The organism is Pseudomonas sp. HY13-MNA-CIBAN-0226, from assembly GCF_040310305.1.
Taxonomy (GTDB): Bacteria; Pseudomonadota; Gammaproteobacteria; order Pseudomonadales; family Pseudomonadaceae; genus Aquipseudomonas; species Aquipseudomonas gregormendelii.
This window is the reverse complement of sequence record NZ_JBEOPS010000012.1, coordinates 1-20,838: the sequence shown is the minus strand read 5'-3', so window position 1 is coordinate 20,838 and position 20,838 is coordinate 1. Positions and strand designations below refer to the sequence as shown.

22 protein-coding genes and 1 pseudogene are annotated in these 20,838 nt (G+C 61.2%); 13 read left to right on the top strand and 10 right to left on the bottom strand.

From position 1 onward, the window contains the following. Positions 1 to 148: 148 nt before the first annotated feature. From AAEZ05_RS14640 to cysG, 4 genes are read left to right on the top strand one after another with little or no spacing between them, the layout of a single operon-like run. Positions 149 to 1,471: a replication-associated recombination protein A gene (locus AAEZ05_RS14640; protein ID WP_045062270.1), complete on the top strand. Its 1,323-nt coding sequence runs from the start codon at positions 149 to 151 to the stop codon at positions 1,469 to 1,471. Then, the gene (gene crcB, locus AAEZ05_RS14635) at positions 1,471 to 1,845 is read left to right on the top strand and encodes a fluoride efflux transporter CrcB (RefSeq protein WP_045062268.1); all 375 of its coding nucleotides are present in this window, start codon (positions 1,471 to 1,473) and stop codon (positions 1,843 to 1,845) included. The genes AAEZ05_RS14640 and crcB overlap by 1 nt, the downstream gene beginning before the upstream one ends. 15 nt (positions 1,846 to 1,860) lie before the next feature. Continuing rightward, the gene (serS, locus tag AAEZ05_RS14630) at positions 1,861 to 3,141 is read left to right on the top strand and encodes a serine--tRNA ligase (protein WP_045062266.1); all 1,281 of its coding nucleotides are present in this window, start codon (positions 1,861 to 1,863) and stop codon (positions 3,139 to 3,141) included. Then, a complete protein-coding gene (gene cysG / locus AAEZ05_RS14625) occupies positions 3,142 to 4,536 on the top strand; it encodes a siroheme synthase CysG (protein WP_045062264.1) in 1,395 nt (464 codons plus the stop codon). Between the two features lie 105 nt (positions 4,537 to 4,641). Here cysG and AAEZ05_RS14620 read toward each other — a convergent pair whose 3' ends face one another. The 9 genes from AAEZ05_RS14620 to AAEZ05_RS14580 form a co-directional block, all read right to left on the bottom strand. Continuing rightward, positions 4,642 to 5,643: a glutathione S-transferase family protein gene (locus tag AAEZ05_RS14620; RefSeq protein WP_045062262.1), complete on the bottom strand. Its 1,002-nt coding sequence runs from the start codon at positions 5,641 to 5,643 to the stop codon at positions 4,642 to 4,644. A gap of 90 nt (positions 5,644 to 5,733) precedes the next feature. Beyond that, on the bottom strand, positions 5,734 to 6,735 hold the full coding sequence (locus tag AAEZ05_RS14615; protein ID WP_045062260.1) for a glycosyl transferase family protein: 1,002 nt from the start codon (positions 6,733 to 6,735) through the stop codon (positions 5,734 to 5,736). Continuing rightward, positions 6,732 to 7,067, bottom strand: a complete 336-nt coding sequence (locus AAEZ05_RS14610) for a TusE/DsrC/DsvC family sulfur relay protein (protein WP_045062257.1) — start codon at positions 7,065 to 7,067, stop codon at positions 6,732 to 6,734. The genes AAEZ05_RS14615 and AAEZ05_RS14610 overlap by 4 nt, the downstream gene beginning before the upstream one ends. Further along, positions 7,064 to 7,357, bottom strand: coding sequence for a sulfurtransferase complex subunit TusB (gene tusB, locus AAEZ05_RS14605; RefSeq protein ID WP_045062255.1), 294 nt, complete (start codon positions 7,355 to 7,357; stop codon positions 7,064 to 7,066). The genes AAEZ05_RS14610 and tusB overlap by 4 nt, the downstream gene beginning before the upstream one ends. Further along, positions 7,357 to 7,713: a sulfurtransferase complex subunit TusC gene (gene tusC, locus AAEZ05_RS14600; RefSeq protein WP_045062254.1), complete on the bottom strand. Its 357-nt coding sequence runs from the start codon at positions 7,711 to 7,713 to the stop codon at positions 7,357 to 7,359. The genes tusB and tusC overlap by 1 nt, the downstream gene beginning before the upstream one ends. A 1-nt stretch (position 7,714) precedes the next feature. Then, the gene (gene tusD / locus AAEZ05_RS14595) at positions 7,715 to 8,104 is read right to left on the bottom strand and encodes a sulfurtransferase complex subunit TusD (protein ID WP_045062346.1); all 390 of its coding nucleotides are present in this window, start codon (positions 8,102 to 8,104) and stop codon (positions 7,715 to 7,717) included. Positions 8,105 to 8,341: 237 nt separating this feature from the next. After that, entirely contained in the window at positions 8,342 to 9,046 is a 705-nt protein-coding gene (locus AAEZ05_RS14590) for a YoaK family protein (protein ID WP_350647863.1), read from the bottom strand. Between the two features lie 26 nt (positions 9,047 to 9,072). Continuing rightward, positions 9,073 to 9,402, bottom strand: coding sequence for a DUF6388 family protein (locus AAEZ05_RS14585; protein ID WP_350599695.1), 330 nt, complete (start codon positions 9,400 to 9,402; stop codon positions 9,073 to 9,075). 20 nt (positions 9,403 to 9,422) lie between these two features. After that, positions 9,423 to 9,671: a hypothetical protein gene (locus tag AAEZ05_RS14580; RefSeq protein ID WP_350647861.1), complete on the bottom strand. Its 249-nt coding sequence runs from the start codon at positions 9,669 to 9,671 to the stop codon at positions 9,423 to 9,425. A gap of 159 nt (positions 9,672 to 9,830) precedes the next feature. On the opposite strand from AAEZ05_RS14580, the gene AAEZ05_RS14575 reads away from it, so the two are divergent. Next, a complete protein-coding gene (locus tag AAEZ05_RS14575; RefSeq protein ID WP_350647859.1) occupies positions 9,831 to 10,181 on the top strand; it encodes a hypothetical protein in 351 nt (116 codons plus the stop codon). A 78-nt stretch (positions 10,182 to 10,259) separates the two neighbouring features. Here AAEZ05_RS14575 and AAEZ05_RS14570 read toward each other — a convergent pair whose 3' ends face one another. Beyond that, the gene (locus AAEZ05_RS14570; RefSeq protein WP_045062243.1) at positions 10,260 to 10,688 is read right to left on the bottom strand and encodes a GNAT family N-acetyltransferase; all 429 of its coding nucleotides are present in this window, start codon (positions 10,686 to 10,688) and stop codon (positions 10,260 to 10,262) included. Between the two features lie 147 nt (positions 10,689 to 10,835). Here AAEZ05_RS14570 and AAEZ05_RS14565 point away from each other — a divergent pair, with 147 nt between their 5' ends. From AAEZ05_RS14565 to AAEZ05_RS14530, 8 genes and pseudogenes are all read left to right on the top strand, one after another. After that, positions 10,836 to 11,282, top strand: coding sequence for a hemerythrin domain-containing protein (locus tag AAEZ05_RS14565; RefSeq protein ID WP_045062241.1), 447 nt, complete (start codon positions 10,836 to 10,838; stop codon positions 11,280 to 11,282). 181 nt (positions 11,283 to 11,463) lie between these two features. Further along, positions 11,464 to 13,191 (top strand): gamma-glutamyltransferase, encoded by a 1,728-nt coding sequence (gene ggt, locus AAEZ05_RS14560; protein WP_045062239.1) that lies wholly within the window; start codon positions 11,464 to 11,466, stop codon positions 13,189 to 13,191. 96 nt (positions 13,192 to 13,287) lie between these two features. Then, the gene (locus AAEZ05_RS14555; RefSeq protein ID WP_350599693.1) at positions 13,288 to 13,821 is read left to right on the top strand and encodes a cysteine hydrolase family protein; all 534 of its coding nucleotides are present in this window, start codon (positions 13,288 to 13,290) and stop codon (positions 13,819 to 13,821) included. Between the two features lie 72 nt (positions 13,822 to 13,893). Continuing rightward, a pseudogene (locus AAEZ05_RS14550) lies at positions 13,894 to 14,886 on the top strand (sterol desaturase family protein); the annotation flags it as partial. Between the two features lie 109 nt (positions 14,887 to 14,995). Next, complete coding sequence (locus AAEZ05_RS14545; protein WP_045062233.1) at positions 14,996 to 16,015, top strand: helix-turn-helix transcriptional regulator; 1,020 nt, start codon at positions 14,996 to 14,998, stop codon at positions 16,013 to 16,015. 164 nt (positions 16,016 to 16,179) lie between these two features. Then, positions 16,180 to 18,057 (top strand): amidohydrolase, encoded by a 1,878-nt coding sequence (locus AAEZ05_RS14540; RefSeq protein WP_350647856.1) that lies wholly within the window; start codon positions 16,180 to 16,182, stop codon positions 18,055 to 18,057. Between the two features lie 21 nt (positions 18,058 to 18,078). Next, entirely contained in the window at positions 18,079 to 19,821 is a 1,743-nt protein-coding gene (locus AAEZ05_RS14535; protein ID WP_350647854.1) for an amidohydrolase, read from the top strand. A gap of 106 nt (positions 19,822 to 19,927) precedes the next feature. Next, on the top strand, positions 19,928 to 20,668 hold the full coding sequence (locus AAEZ05_RS14530) for a TorF family putative porin (protein WP_350647852.1): 741 nt from the start codon (positions 19,928 to 19,930) through the stop codon (positions 20,666 to 20,668). The last annotated feature ends 170 nt before the right edge of the window (positions 20,669 to 20,838 follow it).

Below are 20,838 nucleotides of genomic sequence, written 5' to 3'. Positions count from 1 at the left end.
GCGGGCTTGCCCGCGATGGCGTCGGGTCAGAAAACCATGATCTTGAATTTAATGTCGTCATCGCGGGCAAGCCCGCTCCCACAGGGATCGCAGCGTTCAAATAATAGAGTGATCGGCATCAGGACCCAGTGAGGTTTCATAAGCAGTGATGGACCTGTTCAGCAGCGCCCCGATAGCTCAACCCCTGGCCGCCCGCCTGCGTGCGGCCAATCTGGATGAGTACGTCGGCCAGGAACACCTGCTGGCTCGCGGCAAGCCCCTGCGCGAAGCCCTCGAGCAGGGTGCGCTGCATTCGATGATCTTCTGGGGCCCGCCGGGTGTGGGCAAGACCACCCTGGCGCGACTCCTGGCTGAAGTCTCGGACGCGCATTTCGAAACGGTGTCGGCGGTACTGGCCGGGGTGAAGGAAATCCGCCAGGCGGTGGAAATCGCCAAGCAGCAGGCCGGGCAGTACGGCAAACGCACCATTTTGTTCGTCGATGAAGTGCACCGCTTCAACAAGTCCCAGCAGGATGCGTTCCTGCCCTACGTTGAAGACGGCACCCTGATTTTCATCGGCGCGACCACCGAAAACCCCTCGTTCGAACTCAACAACGCCTTGCTGTCCCGTGCCCGCGTCTACGTGCTCAAAAGCCTCGACGAAGCGGCCCTGCGCAAGCTGGTGCAGCGCGCCCTCACCGAAGAGCGCGGCCTGGGCAAACGGCAGCTGACCCTCAGCGATGAAGGCTTCCAGATGCTGCTGAACGCCGCCGATGGCGATGGCCGGCGCCTGCTCAATCTGCTGGAAAACGCCTCGGACCTCGCCGAAGACCACAGCGAAATCGGCGTCGACCTGCTGCAGAGCCTGCTCGGCGATACCCGTCGGCGCTTCGACAAGGGTGGCGAAGCGTTTTACGACCAGATCTCCGCGCTGCATAAGTCGGTGCGCGGCTCCAATCCCGACGGTGCGCTGTACTGGTTCGCGCGAATGATCGACGGCGGTTGCGACCCCCTTTACCTGGCCCGGCGCGTGGTGCGCATGGCCAGCGAAGATATTGGCAACGCCGACCCCCGCGCCCTGAGCCTGTGCCTGGCGGCGTGGGAAGTGCAGGAGCGCCTGGGCAGCCCGGAAGGCGAGCTGGCCGTGGCGCAGGCCATCACCTACCTGGCCTGCGCGCCGAAGAGCAATGCGGTGTACATGGGCTTCAAGGCCGCCATGCGCAGTGCTACCGAACATGGCTCCCTCGAAGTGCCGCTGCACTTGCGCAACGCACCCACCAAGCTGATGAAACAACTGGGCTATGGCGACGAGTACCGTTATGCCCACGATGAGCCGGACGCTTACGCGGCCGGCGAAGATTATTTTCCTGAAGAACTCGAGCCACAACCGTTCTATCAACCCGTGCCTCGGGGACTGGAGTTGAAGATCGGCGAGAAGCTCAACCACCTTGCCCAACTTGATCGTCTGAGCCCCAGGCAGCGGAGAAAATAGTGATTCCACTGGTTATCGCCGTTTCGATCGGCGGCGTCGCCGGCACGCTGTTACGCTTCGCCACCGGCAATTGGGTCAACGCAAATTGGCCGCGGCACTTCTATACCGCTACGCTGGCCGTTAATATCGTGGGCTGTCTGCTGATCGGCGTGTTGTACGGCCTGTTTCTGATACGCCCGGAAGTGCCGATAGAGGTGCGCGCCGGGTTGATGGTTGGCTTCCTTGGGGGGCTGACGACTTTTTCATCTTTTTCACTGGATACGGTGCGCCTGCTGGAAAGCGGGCAAGTCCTGCTAGCCTTGGGCTATGCAGCCATCAGCGTATTCGGCGGGCTGCTCGCCACCTGGGCCGGCCTGTCCCTGACCAAACTTTGATAACGAGAGACCGACATGCTCGATTCCAAACTGTTACGTAGCAACCTTCAGGACGTAGCGGACCGCCTGGCATCCCGTGGCTACACTCTGGATGTTGCGCGCATCGAAGCGCTGGAAGAACAGCGCAAGACCGTCCAGACCCGCACCGAAGCACTGCAGGCTGAACGTAATGCGCGTTCCAAGTCCATCGGTCAGGCCAAGCAGCGCGGCGAAGACATCGCGCCGCTGATGGCGGACGTCGAGCGCATGGGCAACGAACTGGGCGCCGGCAAAGTCGAGCTGGACGCCATTCAGACCGAGCTGGACTCGATCCTGCTTGGTATTCCGAACCTGCCGCACGAGTCCGTGCCGGTCGGCAAGGATGAAGACGACAACGTCGAAGTGCGCCGCTGGGGTACGCCGACCGCTTTCGATTTCCCGGTTCAGGATCACGTGGCCCTGGGCGAAAAATTCGGCTGGCTGGATTTCGAAACCGCCGCCAAGCTGTCCGGTGCACGCTTTGCCCTGTTGCGCGGGCCGATCGCTCGTCTGCACCGAGCCCTGGCGCAATTCATGATCAACCTGCACACCAGCGAGCATGGCTATGAAGAGGCGTACACGCCTTACCTGGTCCAGGCGCCTGCGCTGCAAGGCACCGGCCAGTTGCCGAAGTTCGAGGAAGACCTGTTCAAGATCGCTCGCGAAGGCGAAGCCGATCTGTACCTGATCCCGACGGCCGAAGTGTCGCTGACCAACATCGTAGCCGGCGAAATCGTCGACTCGAAACTGCTGCCCATCAAGTTCGTCGCCCACACGCCATGCTTCCGCAGTGAAGCTGGCGCGTCGGGTCGTGACACCCGTGGCATGATCCGCCAGCACCAGTTCGACAAGGTCGAGATGGTCCAGATCGTCGAGCCATCGACTTCCATGCAAGCCCTGGAAGGCCTGACCGCCAACGCCGAGAAAGTCCTGCAACTGCTGGAGCTGCCTTACCGCACCCTGGCGCTGTGCACGGGCGACATGGGTTTCAGCGCGGTCAAGACCTACGACCTGGAAGTGTGGATTCCGAGCCAGGACAAGTACCGCGAGATTTCGTCGTGCTCCAACTGTGGCGATTTCCAGGCCCGGCGCATGCAGGCGCGTTTCCGCAACCCGGAAACCGGCAAGCCTGAGCTGGTTCACACCCTCAACGGTTCTGGCCTGGCGGTCGGTCGTACCCTGGTTGCCGTGCTCGAAAACTACCAGCAGGCCGACGGTTCGATCCGCGTGCCGCAGGTGCTGAAGCCGTACATGGGTGGCCTCGAGGTCATCGGCTAAATGGACTATCTGCCGCTGTTTCACAACCTTCGCGGCAGTCGTGTGTTGGTCGTCGGTGGGGGGGAGATTGCCTTGCGCAAATCCCGCCTGCTGGCCGAAGCCGGTGCCCTGCTGCGAGTGGTTGCACCTGAAATCGAATCGCAATTGCGTGAGCTTGTGGCTGGCAGCGGGGGCGAGTGCGTGCTGCGCGGTTACGTCGAGTCGGATTTGCACGGTTGCGGGCTGATCATTGCCGCCACCGACGACGAACCGTTGAACGCACAAGTCTCCGCCGATGCCCATCGGCGCTGTGTGCCGGTCAACGTGGTGGATGCACCGGCGCTGTGCAGCGTGATCTTCCCGGCGATCGTCGACCGTTCGCCGTTGATCATCGCGGTCTCCAGCGGCGGTGATGCACCGGTGCTGGCGCGCTTGATCCGCGCCAAACTGGAAACCTGGATTCCCTCCACTTACGGTCAGTTGGCCGGTCTGGCGGCGCGTTTTCGCAGCCAGGTCAAAGGGCTGTTCCCGGATGTGCAGCAGCGCCGGGCGTTCTGGGAAGACGTGTTCCAGGGCCCCATCGCCGATCGGCAACTGGCCGGGCAGGGCAGCGAGGCCGAGCGCCTGCTGCAGGCGAAAATCGACGGTGAAGCCACGGTGGCGACCGGCGAGGTGTATCTGGTGGGCGCAGGCCCGGGTGATCCGGACCTGCTGACGTTTCGTGCACTGCGCCTGATGCAGCAAGCCGACGTGGTGCTGTATGACCGCCTGGTGGCGCCGGCGATTCTCGACTTGTGCCGTCGCGATGCCGAGCGGATCTATGTTGGCAAGCGTCGGGCCGATCATGCGGTGCCCCAGGATCAGATCAACCAGCAGTTGGTGGATCTGGCCAAACAGGGCAAGCGCGTGGTGCGGTTGAAGGGCGGTGATCCGTTCATCTTCGGCCGTGGCGGTGAAGAGATCGAGGAACTGGCAGCCCATGGCATCCCGTTCCAGGTGGTGCCCGGCATCACTGCCGCCAGTGGCTGCGCCGCTTATGCGGGCATCCCGCTGACGCACCGCGATTACGCGCAGTCCGTACGCTTTGTCACCGGTCACCTCAAGGATGGCTCCACCGACCTGCCGTGGGCCGACCTCGTCGCGCCGGCGCAGACGCTGGTGTTTTATATGGGGCTGGTGGGCTTGCCGATCATCTGCGAAGAACTGATCAGGCATGGCCGCGCGTCAGATACCCCGGCGGCATTGATCCAGCAGGGCACCACGGTCAATCAACGGGTGTTCACCGGGACCCTGGCCGATCTTCCACGGCTGGTGGCGGAGCATGAAGTGCATGCCCCGACCCTGGTGATTGTTGGGGAAGTGGTGCAACTGCGCGAGAAACTGGCGTGGTTTGAAGGGGCTCAAGCGCAGGTCTGAATCTACAATTGCGGAGTCAGGGGGGAAAAGATCGCAGCCTTCGGCAGCTCCTACAGGATGATGCGATCCCCTGTAGGAGCTGCCGAAGGCTGCGATCTTTTGATCTTAATGCTGCTGCCAAACCCCTTTCCCACTCAACCGCGCCCGATCATGCCCGCCAGTAAAATCCTGCTGCGGCCCCTTGGGCACAACCCCAGTCGGGTTGATGGTCTTGTGGCTGCCGTAGTAGTGATGCTTGATGTGGGTGAAATCCACCGTCTCGGCAATCCCCGGCCACTGATACATCTCCCGCAACCAGTTCGACAGGTTCGGGTAATCGGCGATCCGTCGCAGGTTGCACTTGAAATGCCCGTGGTACACCGCATCGAACCGAATCAACGTAGTAAACAGCCGAACATCAGCCTCGGTCAGGTACTCACCCACCAGGTAGCGATTGGCGCCCAATAGCGCTTCCAGCCGGTCCAGCTCCGCAAACACTTCGTCGAATGCCTGTTCGTAGGCCTGCTGCGACGTGGCAAAGCCCGCGCGATACACGCCATTGTTCACTGCCGGATAAATTCGCTCGTTCAGCCCATCGATCTCACTGCGCAGCGCCGCTGGGTAGAAGTCCAGGTCGTTGCCGGTCAGGTCATCGAACGCACTGTTGAACATGCGAATAATTTCCGCCGATTCGTTGCTGACGATCCGTTGCTGCTGCTTGTCCCAGAGGACCGGCACCGTGACGCGACCGGTGTAGTTGGCGGTATCGGCGGTGTAACGCTGGTGCATGAAATCAAAGTGATCGAGCTTGTCACCGGTGGAGCCGAGATTCTCGTCGAAGGTCCAGCCGTTTTCCAACATCAGCCAACTGACCACCGACACGTCGATGAGCCCTTCGAGGCCTTTGAGTTTGCGCAGGATCAATGTGCGATGGGCCCAGGGACAGGCAAGGGAAACGTACAGATGATAGCGCCCGGCCTCGGCGGCAAAGCCACCGACACCGCTGGGGCCGGGTTGGCCGTCGGCGGTCACCCAGTTGCGGCGCTGGGCCTGCTCGCGCTGGAATGCGCCGTCTTTGCTGCTTTCGTACCACTGGTCATGCCAGCGACCTTCAACTAACAAACCCATGTTCAAGACTCCTCAACCAATAAGCATTGGAGAGGAGTCTATTCCGATAGGTTCGAACAAAAAGCGCAAAGGTTGGGCGGTTATGATCGGTTAAATCGATCTGTCCCGGGCTTCCCAATACTGCCGGGCCGTTTCGAACGCCTGCTCCCGGGGTTGGCCGAGGCCGCGCAAGGCCAAGGCCATGGTCGAGATCAGGGCCATTTGCGGGTAGCTGTCGACCACGTCGCCGCGCCACACCGCCTTCAAGTGTTCAGGGTCCAGTGCAGACGGTTTGACGTGCCGCTGGCTGGACATCTGTGGCCATTCCTCATCCCAGCTGACACCGCCGGTAGTGCCATAGAGGTGGCTGTCGGCGTCCGGGTTGATCTCGATTTCGCCACCATCGCCCTTGACCACGATCGCGGTGTCGCCGAGCAGGCCGCTGGCATCGCGGTGCACCGCCTGGTAACCGGGATGGAAGATGCTTTGCAGGCCGCAGCGCGCGCCCAGCGGGTTGAGAATGCGGGTCAGGGAATGGATCGGCGAACGCAGGCCCAGTGTGTTGCGCAAGTCGATCATGCGCTGAAGTTGCGGCGCCCAGTCCACCAGCGGCATGAACGCCAGGCCGCCATCCTCCAGCGCGGCACCGACCTGCTGCCAAGTGCGGCACAGCGGGATCTGCAAGTGTTGCAGCAACTGCTCGCTGTACAGCCGGCCGGCCGTGTGCGCGCCGCCACCATGCATGAAAATTCGCACGCCGTTCTGCGCCAGGCACTTGGCCGCCAGCAGGTACCACGGCAGGTGGCGCTTTTTGCCGGCGTAGGTCGGCCAGTCCAGGTCAACATTCAACGCTGGCGCCTGCAAACGCTCACGCAAGGCTTCGGTAAAGCCGGCCATTTCCTCGGCGCTTTCTTCCTTGTGGCGCAACAGCATCAGAAATGCGCCCAGCTGGGTGTCCTCGACCTGATCGTCGAGCACCATGCCCATGGCGACCCGTGCTTCGACCCGGGTCAGGTCGCGGGCACCACGCTTGCCCTTGCCGAGAATTCGCACGAACTGGGCGAACGGGTGTTCAGCGGGGGTTTCGAGGGTCAGCGCTGGGTAGTCGGTCATAAGCAATTCGTCGGTTTGGGCAGGCCCGCCAGTTTTGCGGCGAGTTTGGCAGGGGTGCCTTTGAACAGTCGGTTGAGGTGCAGGCTGTTGCCTTTTTCCGGGCCGAGCTTCAATGCGGTGTACTTGATCAGCGGTCGCGTAGCCGGTGACAACTGGAACTCGGCATAGAAGCTGCGCAACAGTTCGAGGATCTCCCAATGTTCGGGGCCCAGCTCGATGTCTTCGGCGGCGGCCAGGGCGCTGGCCACTTCGGCGGACCAGTCGCTGAGTTCAACCAGGAAACCGTCCTTGTCCAGTTCGATGGCGCGGGCGCCGACTGTCAGCGCATTCATAACCAGCTGTTGACCTTGTCGTAATGGACAGACAGTTCAACGAAGGCCGGGTAGTCGATGCTGGCGGCGCAGTCCGGAACGTTCACCGCCCGGGCCTGGGCGTCTTCGGCCAGCACGAACAGTTTCAGGGCGCGAGTGCTTAGTGCGTTGAAGGGGGCAGTGCCCGGTTGCAAGGCATGGACCGCATCGCCACAGAGCAGTAGCCCATCGTCAGTACCGATGATGCGCAGGCAACTGGTCAGGCGGTCATCGCCGAAGGGGGAATGAGACAATACGTGCAAGGTCGACATCAGAGGGTAATCACCTGATCGTAACGGTCAATAAGTGCAGTGACTTCGTGGGCGGCCAGCCCCTGGGCCTCTTCCAGCGCAAAATTGCTCAGGCCCCGGGCGCAGGCACTGTCGGCACAGACGAACAACTCTTCGACACCGAACATCGGCAGCGCTTGCAGATTGGCACTGAGGTCTTTCTGCTGCAGGGCCCTGGCGTCCTGTCCGGTGGCGAGCTGGAACACTCCGTCATCGAGAAACAGCAGGCCGATGGGCAGGTCGAAGGCGCCACCGGCGAGCACGATGTCCAGCGCCTCCCGTGCGCTCGGCCCGGACCAGGGCGACTGGCGGCTGATGATCAACAAGGATTTGGCCATTTTACGCGCCTCCGAAGCAGATCAGGCGGTCGGCGTTCTGGACCGCGTCGTGCAGCTGGCCAAGGCCGGACAGCTCCCACGGTGCACCGACCGCGACCGAACGCTGGTAACGACTGGCTTCTTCCTCATTCAACACACCGCGGCGCAGGGCGGCGGCGATGCACACCACGCCGTCGAGTTGATGGTCGGCGACGAATTCGCGCCATTGCCGGGGCAGGTCCAGCTCATCCTGAGCAGTCACTACACTGGTCGATGCGTTATAGACGCCGTCCTGGTAGAAAAACAGCCGGACAATCTCATGCCCCCCGGCCAGCGCGGCCTGGGCGAACAACAGGGCGCGGCGCGAGGAGGGCGCATGGGCGGCGGAAAACAGCGCGATGGCGAACTTCATGACGGACTCGATCAGCGGAACTGCGAGCATGATAAAGCTTTATCGGCTGTGCGGCGAAGTAGGTTTCTGCAGAGGCCGAGGCGCTGTGCAGACGCCATCGCGGGCAAGCCTTGCTCACACAGAGGTGTCGGCCATCCACAAATACTGCGCACACCACCAATACCCTGTGGGAGCGGCGGTGCGACGATTCTACTTGCACCGCGAAAGCGGCCGGCGCCTCAACAACGACATTTGGATCTACCGCGGCATATACCCCAATTGCCAACGCCGTGGAATCCTCCGCGACAGCACCCCGATCACCCCCGCCAGCAGCCCGCTGACAAACAGCGCCTTGAGCCCCAGATGATGCTCCAGCAGCGCCCCCAGCACCGCACCGGCGAACATCCCGGTCCACGGGATCAACTGCACCCGCCAGCCGTTGCGCCGTTCGCCCAGCATCCATCGGCCCAATCCACGACCAAACCGCGAGAGGGCGCCAGTCACGTAGGTGAGCCCGACCGGCAGGCCATTGACCTCTTCCACGGCTGCATTGAGCATGCCCATGGCGATGATCGCCGCCAGCAGGGCGGGCAGCTGATCTGCATAAGGCCAGGCCGCCGCGCCGCACAGCAGCATGGCGATGCACAGCAACAACGGCAGCGCCCGGCGGCCGCCGAGGCGACTGACAACAATTCCCAGGGCATTGCCGACGACGAAGGTGGCCACCAGGATCACCAGGCGCAAGGTCAGGCCCACATCGCCGTCACTGATGGCCACGGCGAGGCGGGTGGTGTTGCCGCTCATGAACGAGACGAAATCGCCACTGGCCATGAAGCCAATGGCATCGGTCATGCCGGCGAGCACCGAGAGGCTGGCGACCAGCGACAGGCCGATGCGACCACGCCATTTGCGAGCGTGCAGATGGCCGTCGCTGGCTCGGTTACTGGAGGACGATGGCAACATCGGTGCGGGCATCCTTGTGTGATGGGTTAGTGGGCCAACCCATATAACTCGCAATACTCCAACCAGTCCATGCCCGCCATCTCGGCCACTTCGCGGTGAACTTCCAGGCGCTGCGCCTGATAGTCCGCTTCAGTCGCTGCGGTCAATTGCAGCGTCAACTCCCAGGCAAACAAACCCAGGTGCTCGGCCTCGGCTTCGAAGGCTTCGTGCAGCCGCTCTTCGCGGTACTGCGCGGCGGTCTCGCCCTTGGCCTGGGCCAGCAGAGGGTTGAGGGTGTCGAGTTCGACGCGCAGTTCAGGGCGCTCGTCGAGAAACTTCTTCAGTGCCTGATCATGTTGCTGTTCGGTTGCTGCCATGGTCGCTCCTTGGCAAGGGCTTACGAAGTCTGCTTTTTGCTGGCCTTGGCCGCTGCCGCCAGACACTCCAGGGCAAATTGCTCAGGGTAGGTCATCTGGATTGGCGTGGTCTCGCCCTTGACGGTGCGTTCGCCTTCAAGGATGTAGCGGATGCGCTTGTCGGTCACACCGATGCGCTTGGCGATCCAGGACGGGGTCTGGCCAATCTGGCTGATCAGCTTGTCGGCGTATTCGGCGGTAGGTTTGTAGTATTGGGCGTTGGGTGTCATGACCTTTCCAGAAAATGGCCCGCAAATCGGGCAATCGGACGTTTATGGCGCGACAGGGTGCGCGAATCGTCTCGCGGTGTCGCGGTATAAATGAAGTAAAGCAGAATGAAACGTCCTGCCTGGATGATACAGTCGGCTTTTTCCTGATGAGTGAACGCAATGCGAATTCTGCTGCTGGCCCTGGCCGCTACCCTGCTGGCGGGCTGCGCCGGCTCGGTGATGAACGATGCTAGGACCAAAACCCCGTACCAGACCCTGAAGTCGGACAAACCGGAAAAAGTCGTCGCCCAGTGCGTGCAGTTTTCCTGGCAGGACGAGGCGGTGTTCGGCGTCGATGCGGGTGCCTACCTGCAACCGGGCGAGAAGGGCGGGTCGACCGTCTACACCCGTGCCGCGGAATCGTTCGTGGACGTGACCACGGATGCGTCGGGGACCGTGCTGAGCTATTACGCCCGGCAGGACGATTTCGTGGCCAAGCGCCGCTTGGCTGCGTTGGCAACCTGCCTCTGATTCAACGAAATTACACATTTCAACCTGTGGGAGTGAGCCTGCTCGCCCCCACACGGTTGTTGTGTAACGCCTGGAGGGTCAGGCGATGGTCAGGCGCTTCTGGAAAAAGAAGCGCTTGTGCCCCGGCGGGTAATCGGCGATATGCCCGAACTCGCTATAACCCATCTTGCGGTAGAACCCCGGCGCCTGGAACTCGAAGGTGTCGAGCCAGATCCCCAGGCATTCCTTCTCCCTGGCGTGATCCTCGGCCATTTGCATCAGCCGTGAGCCCAATCCCTGTCCCCGGGCATTTTCCGGCACCGACAGCAATTCGATATACAACCACTGGTAAAACACCTTGCCGTACAAACCGCCGAGAACCTGGTCGTGCTCGTCGCGCACCAGCAAGGCGATGGGCTGCGCTTTCGTGACACCTGCCTTGGAGGCGTTATAGGCACGCAACGGCAGGAGAATCGCCTGGTGCTGCTCTTCAGTGGGGTCTTGCGTGATTTCTATGCGCAGCGTCATCAGCTACATCCTTATGGCCATGAGTGAATCGGCAGCAGCGTAGCGCGACGCGTGCGGTTTGATCCAGCCTGGCGTGGAACTGTCGTGCAAGCGCAAATGTCTAGCCTTAACAGCGTCATTCGAGAACGCAGCCGATGAGGAACCACCGTGAATATTTTTGAAGCTTTGCGCGAAAGCCATGACCGTCAACGTACCTATGCCGATGCGCTGATCCAGACCAGCGGCGATACCCCGGAGCGTGCCGAGGCCTACAAGCGCCTGAAGTCCGAGCTGCAGGCGCACGAAACCGCCGAGGAGCGGCATTTCTACATCCCGTTGATGGAGTTCGACAATGGCGTTGACCTCAGCCGTCACGCCATTTCCGAGCACCACGAGATGGACGAGATGATGGAAACCCTCGACGAGACCGAGATGTCCAGCCCGTCCTGGCTGGCCACTGCGAAGAAATTGTCCGAGAAGGTCCATCACCACTTGAAAGAGGAGGAGCAGAAGTTCTTCCAGATGGCCGGCAAATTACTGAGCGACAAGCAAAAGGAGACGCTGGCAGGGCAGTACTTGAAGGAGTTCGACGAGCAGCTCGATCAGGCATCCTGAAGGGCTTCTTCGCCTCGAATTTCGCATGCAGCTCCTACGGGGGAGCGCCGGGGATTGCGGACCGGTGTAGGACAATACGGCGCCGGGGAGGCGCAATACGCAATCGCGACCATACTTCGTACTGCTCTTGAAGCGTTCACTCTGTTTGTCCCCGAACCTGAAAACAAAAAGAGACGGAATCATGAAGTTCGAACCTTTTGCCAAATCGCTGATAGCGACCTCCCTGGCGCTCAGTTGCCTGTCTGCTTACGCGGCCTCAGTGGCCCCGGTTGCCGCCGAAAACGGCATGGTCGTCACCGCCCAACACCTGGCCAGCCATGTGGGTGTCGATGTGCTCAAGAACGGTGGCAACGCCGTCGATGCTGCAGTCGCGGTCGGCTATGCGCTGGCGGTGGTCTATCCCGCAGCGGGCAACCTTGGCGGTGGTGGTTTCATGACCATCCAGCTGGCCGACGGACGCAAGACCTTCCTCGACTTCCGTGAAAAAGCCCCGTTGGCCGCCACTGCCGACATGTATCTGGATAAAGAAGGCAATGTCGTTCCGGACCTCAGTACCCGAGGCCACCTGGCAGTTGGCGTTCCGGGCACCGTCTCGGGCATGGAGCTGGCCCTGTCGAAATACGGCACCAAGCCGCGCAAGGAAGTGATCGCCCCGGCGATCAAGCTCGCTGAAGACGGTTTTGAGCTGCAGCAGGGCGATGTCGAGCTGTTGGAATACGCCACAGACGTCTTCAAAAAAGACATCAAGGATTCCGGCTCGATCTTCCTGAGCAACGGCGAGCCGATGCAGGTCGGGCAGAAACTGGTGCAAAAAGACCTGGGCAAAACCCTGCGGGAAATTTCCGAGAAGGGCGCCGACGGTTTTTACAAAGGTTGGGTTGCCGACGCCATCGTCACCTCCAGCCAGGCCAACAAGGGCATCATTACCCAGGCCGACCTAGACAAATACAAAACCCGCGAACTGGCACCTGTGGAGTGCGACTACCGGGGTTATCACGTGGTCTCGGCGCCACCGCCAAGCTCCGGCGGCGTGGTGATCTGCGAGATCATGAACATCCTCGACGGCTATCCGATGAAAGACCTGGGCTACCGTTCGGCCCAGGGCATGCACTACCAGATCGAAGCCATGCGCCACGCCTATGTCGACCGCAACAGCTACCTCGGCGACCCGGATTTCGTTAAAAATCCTATCGAACACCTGCTGGACAAGAACTACGCGACCAAAATCCGCGCCGCCATCGACCCGAAAAAGGCCGGCGTGTCCCGCGAGATCAAGCCCGGCGTTGCGCCCCATGAAGGCAGCAACACCACCCATTACTCGATCGTCGATAAATGGGGCAATGCGGTGTCGGTGACCTACACCCTCAACGACTGGTTTGGCGCCGGCGTCATGGCCAGCAAGACCGGGGTCATCCTCAACGACGAAATGGACGACTTCACCTCGAAGATCGGCGTACCGAACATGTATGGCCTGGTGCAGGGCGAGGCCAATGTCATCGCTCCCGGCAAGGCGCCGCTGTCGTCGATGAGCCCGACCATCGTGACCAAAGACGGCAAGGTGGTGATGGTCGTCGGCACCCCGGGGGGCAGCCGCATCATTACCGCGACACTGCTGACCATCCTCAACGTGATCGACTACGGGATGAACATCCAGGAAGCGGTGGATGCCCCGCGTTTCCATCAGCAATGGCTGCCGGAAGAAACCAACCTGGAGACCTTCACCACCAGTCCCGACACGGTGAAGATGCTCGAAAGCATGGGCCATAAATTCGCCGGGCCCCAGGATGCCAATCACGTCGCGGCGATTCTGGTCGGGGCGCCTTCGCTTGAGGGCAAGCCGGTTGGCAAGAACCGCTTCTACGGAGCCAACGACCCGCGGCGCAATACCGGTCTGTCGCTCGGTTATTGAAGGTTGTATTTACAGGGGGACAGATCTATTTTCTGTTCCCCCCGCTCTGTATTCACAAAGCGCTTCACCAGCACACCCACTCAAGGAAGGACAATCATGACCACCGCACTGCTGATCGTCGACGTACAGCACGCCTTGTGCACCGGCCAGTACCAATGCTTCGATATTCAACGGGTGATTGCCAACATCAACACGCTCAGCGGCAGGGCAAGGGCCGCCAGCATCCCGGTCGTGCTCATCCAGCACCAGGAAAAGGGCGACTTGCTGCAACATGGCTCCGAGGGCTGGCAACTCGCCAAGGAACTGGACACTTCGCCCGAGGACCTGCGAATAGGCAAGACCACCGGGGACTCCTTCTACCAGACCCCACTTGAAGCGTTGCTGCTGGAGCGAGAGGTTGATCGCCTGATCATCTGCGGCCTGCAAACCGACTATTGCGTAAACGCCACCGTCCGCCAGGCGCATGCCCTGGGCTACGACGTGGTACTCGCCGGCGACGCGCATTCCACGGTCGATAACGGCAATACCACCGCCGAAGACATTATTGCCGAACACAACAAAATCCTGGCCCACCTGACCGGCCCGGTAGGCCGGATCGACATAACAGCGGCCAACGAAATCAAACTTTAAAGCCGAACCACGGCTACACTTATCGCCTGTTCCTCCAACCCACGTCCTTCCCTGGCATGAGGCGAATCTGTCGTGGAAGTTTTCGCGCTTCTCTCTGGCTACCTGATGGCGTGGGTGATCGAGCCGGTCGCCCACGAGTTCGTTGGCATCTTCGACCTCAATGGCCGCTTTGGCCTGTTGTTCCTTGGCGTGTCCTACTCGGTCGCCTACAGCCTTTTTCGTTACCGCAGGCGTCGCGGTTTGACTGATGCTTCATCGTTCTGGCAATTCATCGGCGCCGGCAAGGTGCATTTTCACCCCTCTGCGTTACTGGATTACCGCTACTACTTTGTGCGCGCCATCCTTAAGGTCGCGCTGGTGCTGCCCATCGTCGGCATCGTTGACCCGCACATCCTGCGCTCGGCCGACTACGTTGGTTTTTTCACCAACCTGTGGGGGGCTCGCGTGCAAGTGCAGCAACACCTCGGCCTTTCATTGCTGTACGGACTGGGGGTTTTCCTGGCGCGAGACTTCACCCATTACTGGACCCACCGCGCCTTTCATACGCGCTGGCTCTGGGCGTTCCACAAGGTCCACCATTCGGCACAGGTATTGGTACCGGCGACAGCCAGCCGCGTGCATTTCCTGGAGAAGGTGGTGGAAAAGCTCTCCATCAGCGTGATCGTCGGTGCCTATGCCGGTGTGTTCTGGTATGCCTGTGGCGGCGAGATCAGCCGCTACACCCTGTTCGGCGTGACCTACCTGGTGTTCATCCTCAACGGGCTGGCGGCGAACCTGCGCCACAGCCACGTGTGGTTATCGTTCGGCCCGGCCATCGAGCATGTGCTCAACAGCCCGGCCCAGCACCAGATCCATCACAGCGATGCGCCGCGCCACTTCGACAGGAATTTTGGCGTCAACCTGTCCCTGTGGGACTGGATGTTTGGCACGCTCTACGTCACCACGTCCAAGCCTGAGTCGCTGCAGTTCGGCCTCGCCGGCCAGGGCGTTGAGCGTTACCACACGCTCGGCGACCTGATCGTGATGCCTTTGCGCGAAACCGCCAGCAAGATCGGCACGCTCAGGCCGTGGGCGCAAGCCCTTAGCCTACGTCAGCGGGTCATGAACTGGACGCACCGGCACGCCTATGGCATCGTCAAATTAATACGTCGTGTAATGATCAGGATAAGAACCAATGGAGGAGGGGGACCAGGTCGGCACCAAGGTATCGATGGCAACGCTAAAGGCGTTCAATCTTTGCGTGCTGGAACTGGGTCGGCTGGCCCGGGATCATCGCTCAACCCGCTTCATCGAAGATGGCCTGCAGGCGTTTCGTTCACTGGTGCCCTTTGCGTCGGCCTGGTGGGGGGAGATGTCAGTGTCGGGCGTCAATATTCCTCCGAAAAGCTGGATGCACGGGCGGATCGACCTGCCTGAATCCTTTGCCGTGGAATGGCACAAGGGCGCCGATGCGGACAGTTTTTCCCATGACACTTTAAGCAAGCCCGGCACCGTGGTGCGCGACAGCGGTTATGACGATCTGGACGAAGGCGTGAGTGCCTTTGCCCGGCGCCACGATCTGTTCCATGCGATGTGCATCACCTTTGAGCTGCCCGAAAGCGGACTAATGTTCTTCGTGTGCCTGTATCGCGGCCAGCATGAGTGCGCGTTCGAACAAGACGCGGCCGGTTTGTTCAGCGCCTTCTGCGATCATCTGCTGCAGTTGTGGCGGTTCCAGGTGCAGGACATGATTCGCGTCGACACGGGGAATGGGGCAAGCGACTTCGGCGTGGCCCGCATGGATGGCAGCCTGCTGTATATCGGCGCTGCCCTGGGTGTGGCCATCCAGCGCGAATTGCCGCAGTGGGACGGTTCGACGCTGCCGCCCGAGGTGATTGTCCAGTTAGCCAAAGCGCCGTGCGTGATGCGCCTGGGACGCTGTGCCCTGACACTCTCGCCTAACGGCGAGCATGTGATCCTGTCCCTGGAAACCCTGTCACGCGGGGTGATGCTCGCACCCCGGGAGCGCACCGCAGCGATGCTGTTTGCCGCCGGCCATTCCTACAAGGAAATCGCCAAAATCCTCGCCTTGAGCCCGGCCACCGTGCGCACTTACCTGCGCAACTGCTATGTGCAGCTTGGGGTGAAAAGCAAGGTCGAACTGGGGTCGGCACTGCGCTCCCCCTCTGCGAACCCTCTGGCCAAATCCGGATAACAGATTCTTCTGCGGCGCGCTGCATCCACAAGTATTTTCCTCACCCTCCTCATTTGTAGAGGTCCATTCAAACGCCGCGCCCTATAGGGTAGCTCCTGCACTACGGGGCGAGCACGGCAGTCTGATCGGGCGCTTTAAAAACTATAAAAACAGAGGTGAGACACGTGAAATTCTCCAGGCTGGGTATCGCAGTGACGACGGCGACGGCATTTTCCTTCATGTCGCTGGTGGGGTGTCAGACCCAAGGTTCCAACGCCGCCGACATGGTCATGCGCAACGGTTATGTCTATACCGTCGATGGCCAGAATTCCGTGCAGCAGGCAATTGCGGTAACGGCCGGCAAGATCGTCTACGTCGGCAGCGAGGCTGGGGTGGCCGCCTTTGTCGGTCCGCAGACCCGGCAGCTCGACCTGGGCGGGCGCATGCTGATGCCCGGTTTCATCGACGCGCACATGCACCCGGGTGACGGTGGTCGGGCGATGACTTTGTGCGATCTGAAATACCAGACCATGACCCGCAAAGTATTCCAGGAACGGATTCAGGCGTGCCTGGATGCCGAGCCGGACAAAGGGCCGGATGTCTGGCTGGAAGTCGGTAGCTGGGACCGCATGGGCATGGACGGGCTCGATGGCGACCCGGACAAGTCGACGCTGGACGCCCTCAGGACCAAACGTCCCATCCAGGTACGCTCCAGCGATTTCCATACCGTGCTGGTGAATTCACGCGGCCTGGCGCTCGCCGGCATCGATAAGCACACCGTTGATCCCGGCGACGGCAAGTTCGCCCGTGACAGCGCGGGCAATCCCACTGGCATCTGCGAAGACGGCGCCGCCGAATCGATGGCCGCCGTAGTGCCTCCCGCCAGCGATGCACAGAAGTTGATTCAGACTCGCGCCGCACTCGACGCCATGCGCCAGCAAGGCATCACCAGTTTCTTCGATGCCTTGTCCGGTGCTGAAAGCGCCAAGGCATTCACTCAGCTGCAGCAGTCGGGCGAGCTGACTTCCCGAGCACTGTTGGCCATCAAACTGGACCCGGCCGCCGCAGCAGCGGACCCGGCAAAGACCATCGCCGAAGCGAAGGCCCTGGCCGCCACCTATGACCAGGGCGACGCGCAACCGGCTCCTGGTGTGAGCATGCGTCACGTCAAATTGTTCATGGACGGGATCATCAATGCGCCTGCGGACACCGGCGCGATGCTGACGCCCTATCTGCAAAACAGCGGGACCGAGAAGGCCCCCAAGTGGACGCCCGGCAAGAATCTCGGCGAGTTATATTTCCCGCCTCAGACGCTCAACCCGCTGTTGCTCAGGGCTGTCCAGGCCGGACTTGATCCACATCTGCATGCTACCGGCGAACGGGCAGTGCGCGCCTCGCTCGACAGTGTCGAATACGTGCGCCGTCAGCTGCCTGGCAGCGACTTTCGGCCTGCCATCGCCCACGCAGAATCGGTGGACCCCGCCGACTACCCGCGCTTCAAGGCGCTCGATGTGACGGCAACCATGTCCTTTCAGTGGGCCCAGCAGGCGCCGTCCACCATTGACGGCACCCACGAACATTTGGGGTCGGCACGTTTTGCCCGCATGGAACCGTCGGGCAGCATTGCCAACGCCGGTGGGCGCATTGCCTATGGTAGCGACTGGCCGGTCGATCCGCTCGACGAGTTCCTCGCGCTGAAAATTGGCGTGACCCGCGCCGGCGATCCGCTGAACCCCCACAGCTATGGGCCCGAGTATGCCGGCAAACTCAATGGCGACCCGGCGCTGTCGCGCAGCGAAGTGCTGCGGGCCATCACCTTGAATGCCGCCCAACAGCTGAAGCTGGAGGCCGTCACCGGCTCGCTTGAAGTCGGCAAGTTCGCCGACCTGATCGTCCTGAAGAGAAACTTCATGCAGGTGCCGGAAGCAGAACTGGGCCGCAATGAAGTGCTGTTGACTGTCGTCGGCGGCAAGGTGGTGTGGGCCAAGGCGCCGTTTGTGGGCCTTGACCCGCAAGCGTTGCCCCAGGCTTCACAGGCTTCAGTCACTCCGACCGCTCAATAAAAAAAACTAGAGAGCATTCCCATGCAACGATTTCTCCCCAACCTGTTGGCCGCCTCGCTGGCTATGACCTCGCTGCAAGCGATGGCTGCCGCCGACCTGGTGTTGTTTAACGGCAAAGTATTCACCGCCGAACCAGGTCAGGGCCTGGTGCAGGCCGTGGCCGTGCAAGACGGCAAGATTCTTCAGGTGGGCACCGATGCCCAGATCAATGCCCTGGCCGATGAGCGCACCCGGCGCATCGACCTGGGGGGCAAGGTGTTGATGCCCGGCATGATCGACAGCCACAGCCACCCGGTGGTGGCTGCGTTCGACAGCATGGGCGCCACGTTGCTGGACGAGGTCAAACCGTTGCCGGAGCTTGAGCAATGGATCATCGAGCAGGACCGGGCCGGACGCGCCCGGGCCGGTGATGTGATCAGCATCGCCGGGGTGAGTTCGGCCTATTGGGAGAACAGCCGGCAGCTCGGCCAGCGCTTCAATCAGGGCCGCTGGGCTGATCAGCCATTGGTGCTTAGTGGGATCGACGGGCATACCGGCTGGGCCAACAACGCCATGCTCAAGCGCCTGAAGATCGACGCCGCACTCGTGAAGAGCCTGTCGGAATCCGAGCGCAGCTACGTGGGACACGAGAAGGATTTCACCCCCACCGGTTACTTTGCCGAATCGCGCTGGGACCTGGTCCGCAGCCAGATTCCGCCACCCAGCCAGCAGGTCATGCTGAAGGCGGCGCGGGAAGCTGTCAGGGTCAATAATCAATACGGCGTTACCGCCTGGATGGACGCTGCGGCGAACGCCGGCAGCGGTGACTCGCTCTTCGATTTCAATGCCACCGAGCAGAGCTACGGCGTGCTGCCGCTGTACCGCGAACTGGCGCAACAAGGCGAACTCACGGCGCATGTAGCGGCGTTACTGCTGACCAATCCCAGGAGCAAACCGGCCGACCTGGCAGTGCTGGACAAGGTCGTGCAGAAATTCGCCGGCGTGCCCAACCTGACATTTCCGGGCCTCAAGGTCTTTGCCGATGGCGTGCTGGAGTTCCCTGGCCAGACGGCTGCAGTGATCGTGCCGTTCAAGAACAGTGGCAAAGACGGTCAACTGCTGATTGATCCCGCCCACTTCGGCGAGTTGGTGGTGGCCGCAGAGCAGCGCGACTGGATCGTGCACATGCATGCCGTCGGGGACCGCGCGGTGCGCGAATCGCTTAATGCGTTTGAATATGCGCGTAAGCTCAACCCGACCCCCATGCCGCACAGCATCAGCCACCTGCAACTGGTCAACCCCAAGGAATTTACGCGCTTCAAGCAACTGGGAGTGATCGCTTCCATGCAATTACTGTGGGCCACGGGTGAGAGCTATACCGTGGAACTGGTCAAGCCGTACATCAGCGCTTTTGCCTACGGCTACCAGTATCCGGCGAGGTCGTTGCATAACGCAGGGGCGCTGATCGCCGGCGGCAGTGACTGGCCGGTATCCAGCCCTAATCCGTGGAATGCCATCGCCCAGGCCAGTACCCGAAAAGGTCCGCTGGGCGTGTTGAATGCCAATGAAAGCATCGATCGGCAAAGCATGTTTTATGCCTACACGATCAACGCCGCCAAAGCCTTGCGTCTGGAGAAACAGATCGGCTCGCTGTTACCCGGCAAACAGGCTGACCTGATCATTCTCGACCGCGACGTATTCAAGGTCTGCGACGAAGAATTGTTCGACACCCAGGTGTTGAAAACCTTCTTCGCCGGCAAAGAAGTCTACACCCCGGCGTCCTGACCGCTCCTTCACCACCCCTGAAAAAACCGTCTGGCCCCTCGCACCGCGAGGGGCTCGGCAGCCGCACGCCCGATATTCCTGCCACTCATAAAAACAAGAGATTCGTATGAACCCGCGCGCATTGCTCACCCTTGCCAGCCTGGCTCTGGCACCCTTGACCTCCCAGGCCATGGCCCTTGACGACAATTTCAGCCTGGACATGAGCCTGGCCGCGCTCAGCGACTACCGTACCCGGGGGATTTCTCAGACATTGGGTGATCCGGCGATCCAGGCCGGCGCCACGCTGGTGCATAGCAGCGGCCTGTATGTCGGCGCCTGGACTTCCAACGTGGATTTCGGCGGCCCGTTCAAGACCCGCCAGGAGCTCGAGTACTACGCCGGTTACTACTGGCAGGCGAGCGACGCCATCAGCCTGGACTTCGGTTATCTCAAGTACAGTTACCCGAAGGAGGGGCAGTTCAATTTCAGTGAGGTGTACGGGATTCTCGACGTCTATGGGGTGAAACTCGGCGTTTACTACTCCAACGACACGCCCAACGGGTTTGGCGAAGACCAGGACACGCTCTACACCTACCTCGCCTACAAGATCGAGTTGCCGGCTGACGCGGGGCTGGACCTGCGCGTGGGTCGCGGCGACGTCAAGGACCCGGCCTACTGGTCCGGCAGCGGTGACAACCGCGACGCCTACTACGAATGGGAAGCCAAGCTCACCCGGGAGTTCGTCGGCGTTACCTGGGGCCTGAGCTACATCGACACCGACCTGTCGCAAAGCGAGTGCGCGAGCTGGTACGGCTATGGTGACCTGTGCACCGCCACGGTGGTCGCGAGCGTCAGCAAGACATTCTGAGTTGCGGGACGCTTCGCAGGACCTGCCTTGAAACGAGGCTGCGATCTTTTGACCCTGAAAGGCCAGATCAAAAGATCGCAGCCTCGTTTCACTCGGCAGCTCCTTGTATGTTGACCCAGCACCCAGCGAGAGAGGTCTAAGCTCGTTGGTGCTGACATACAAAGATGTGT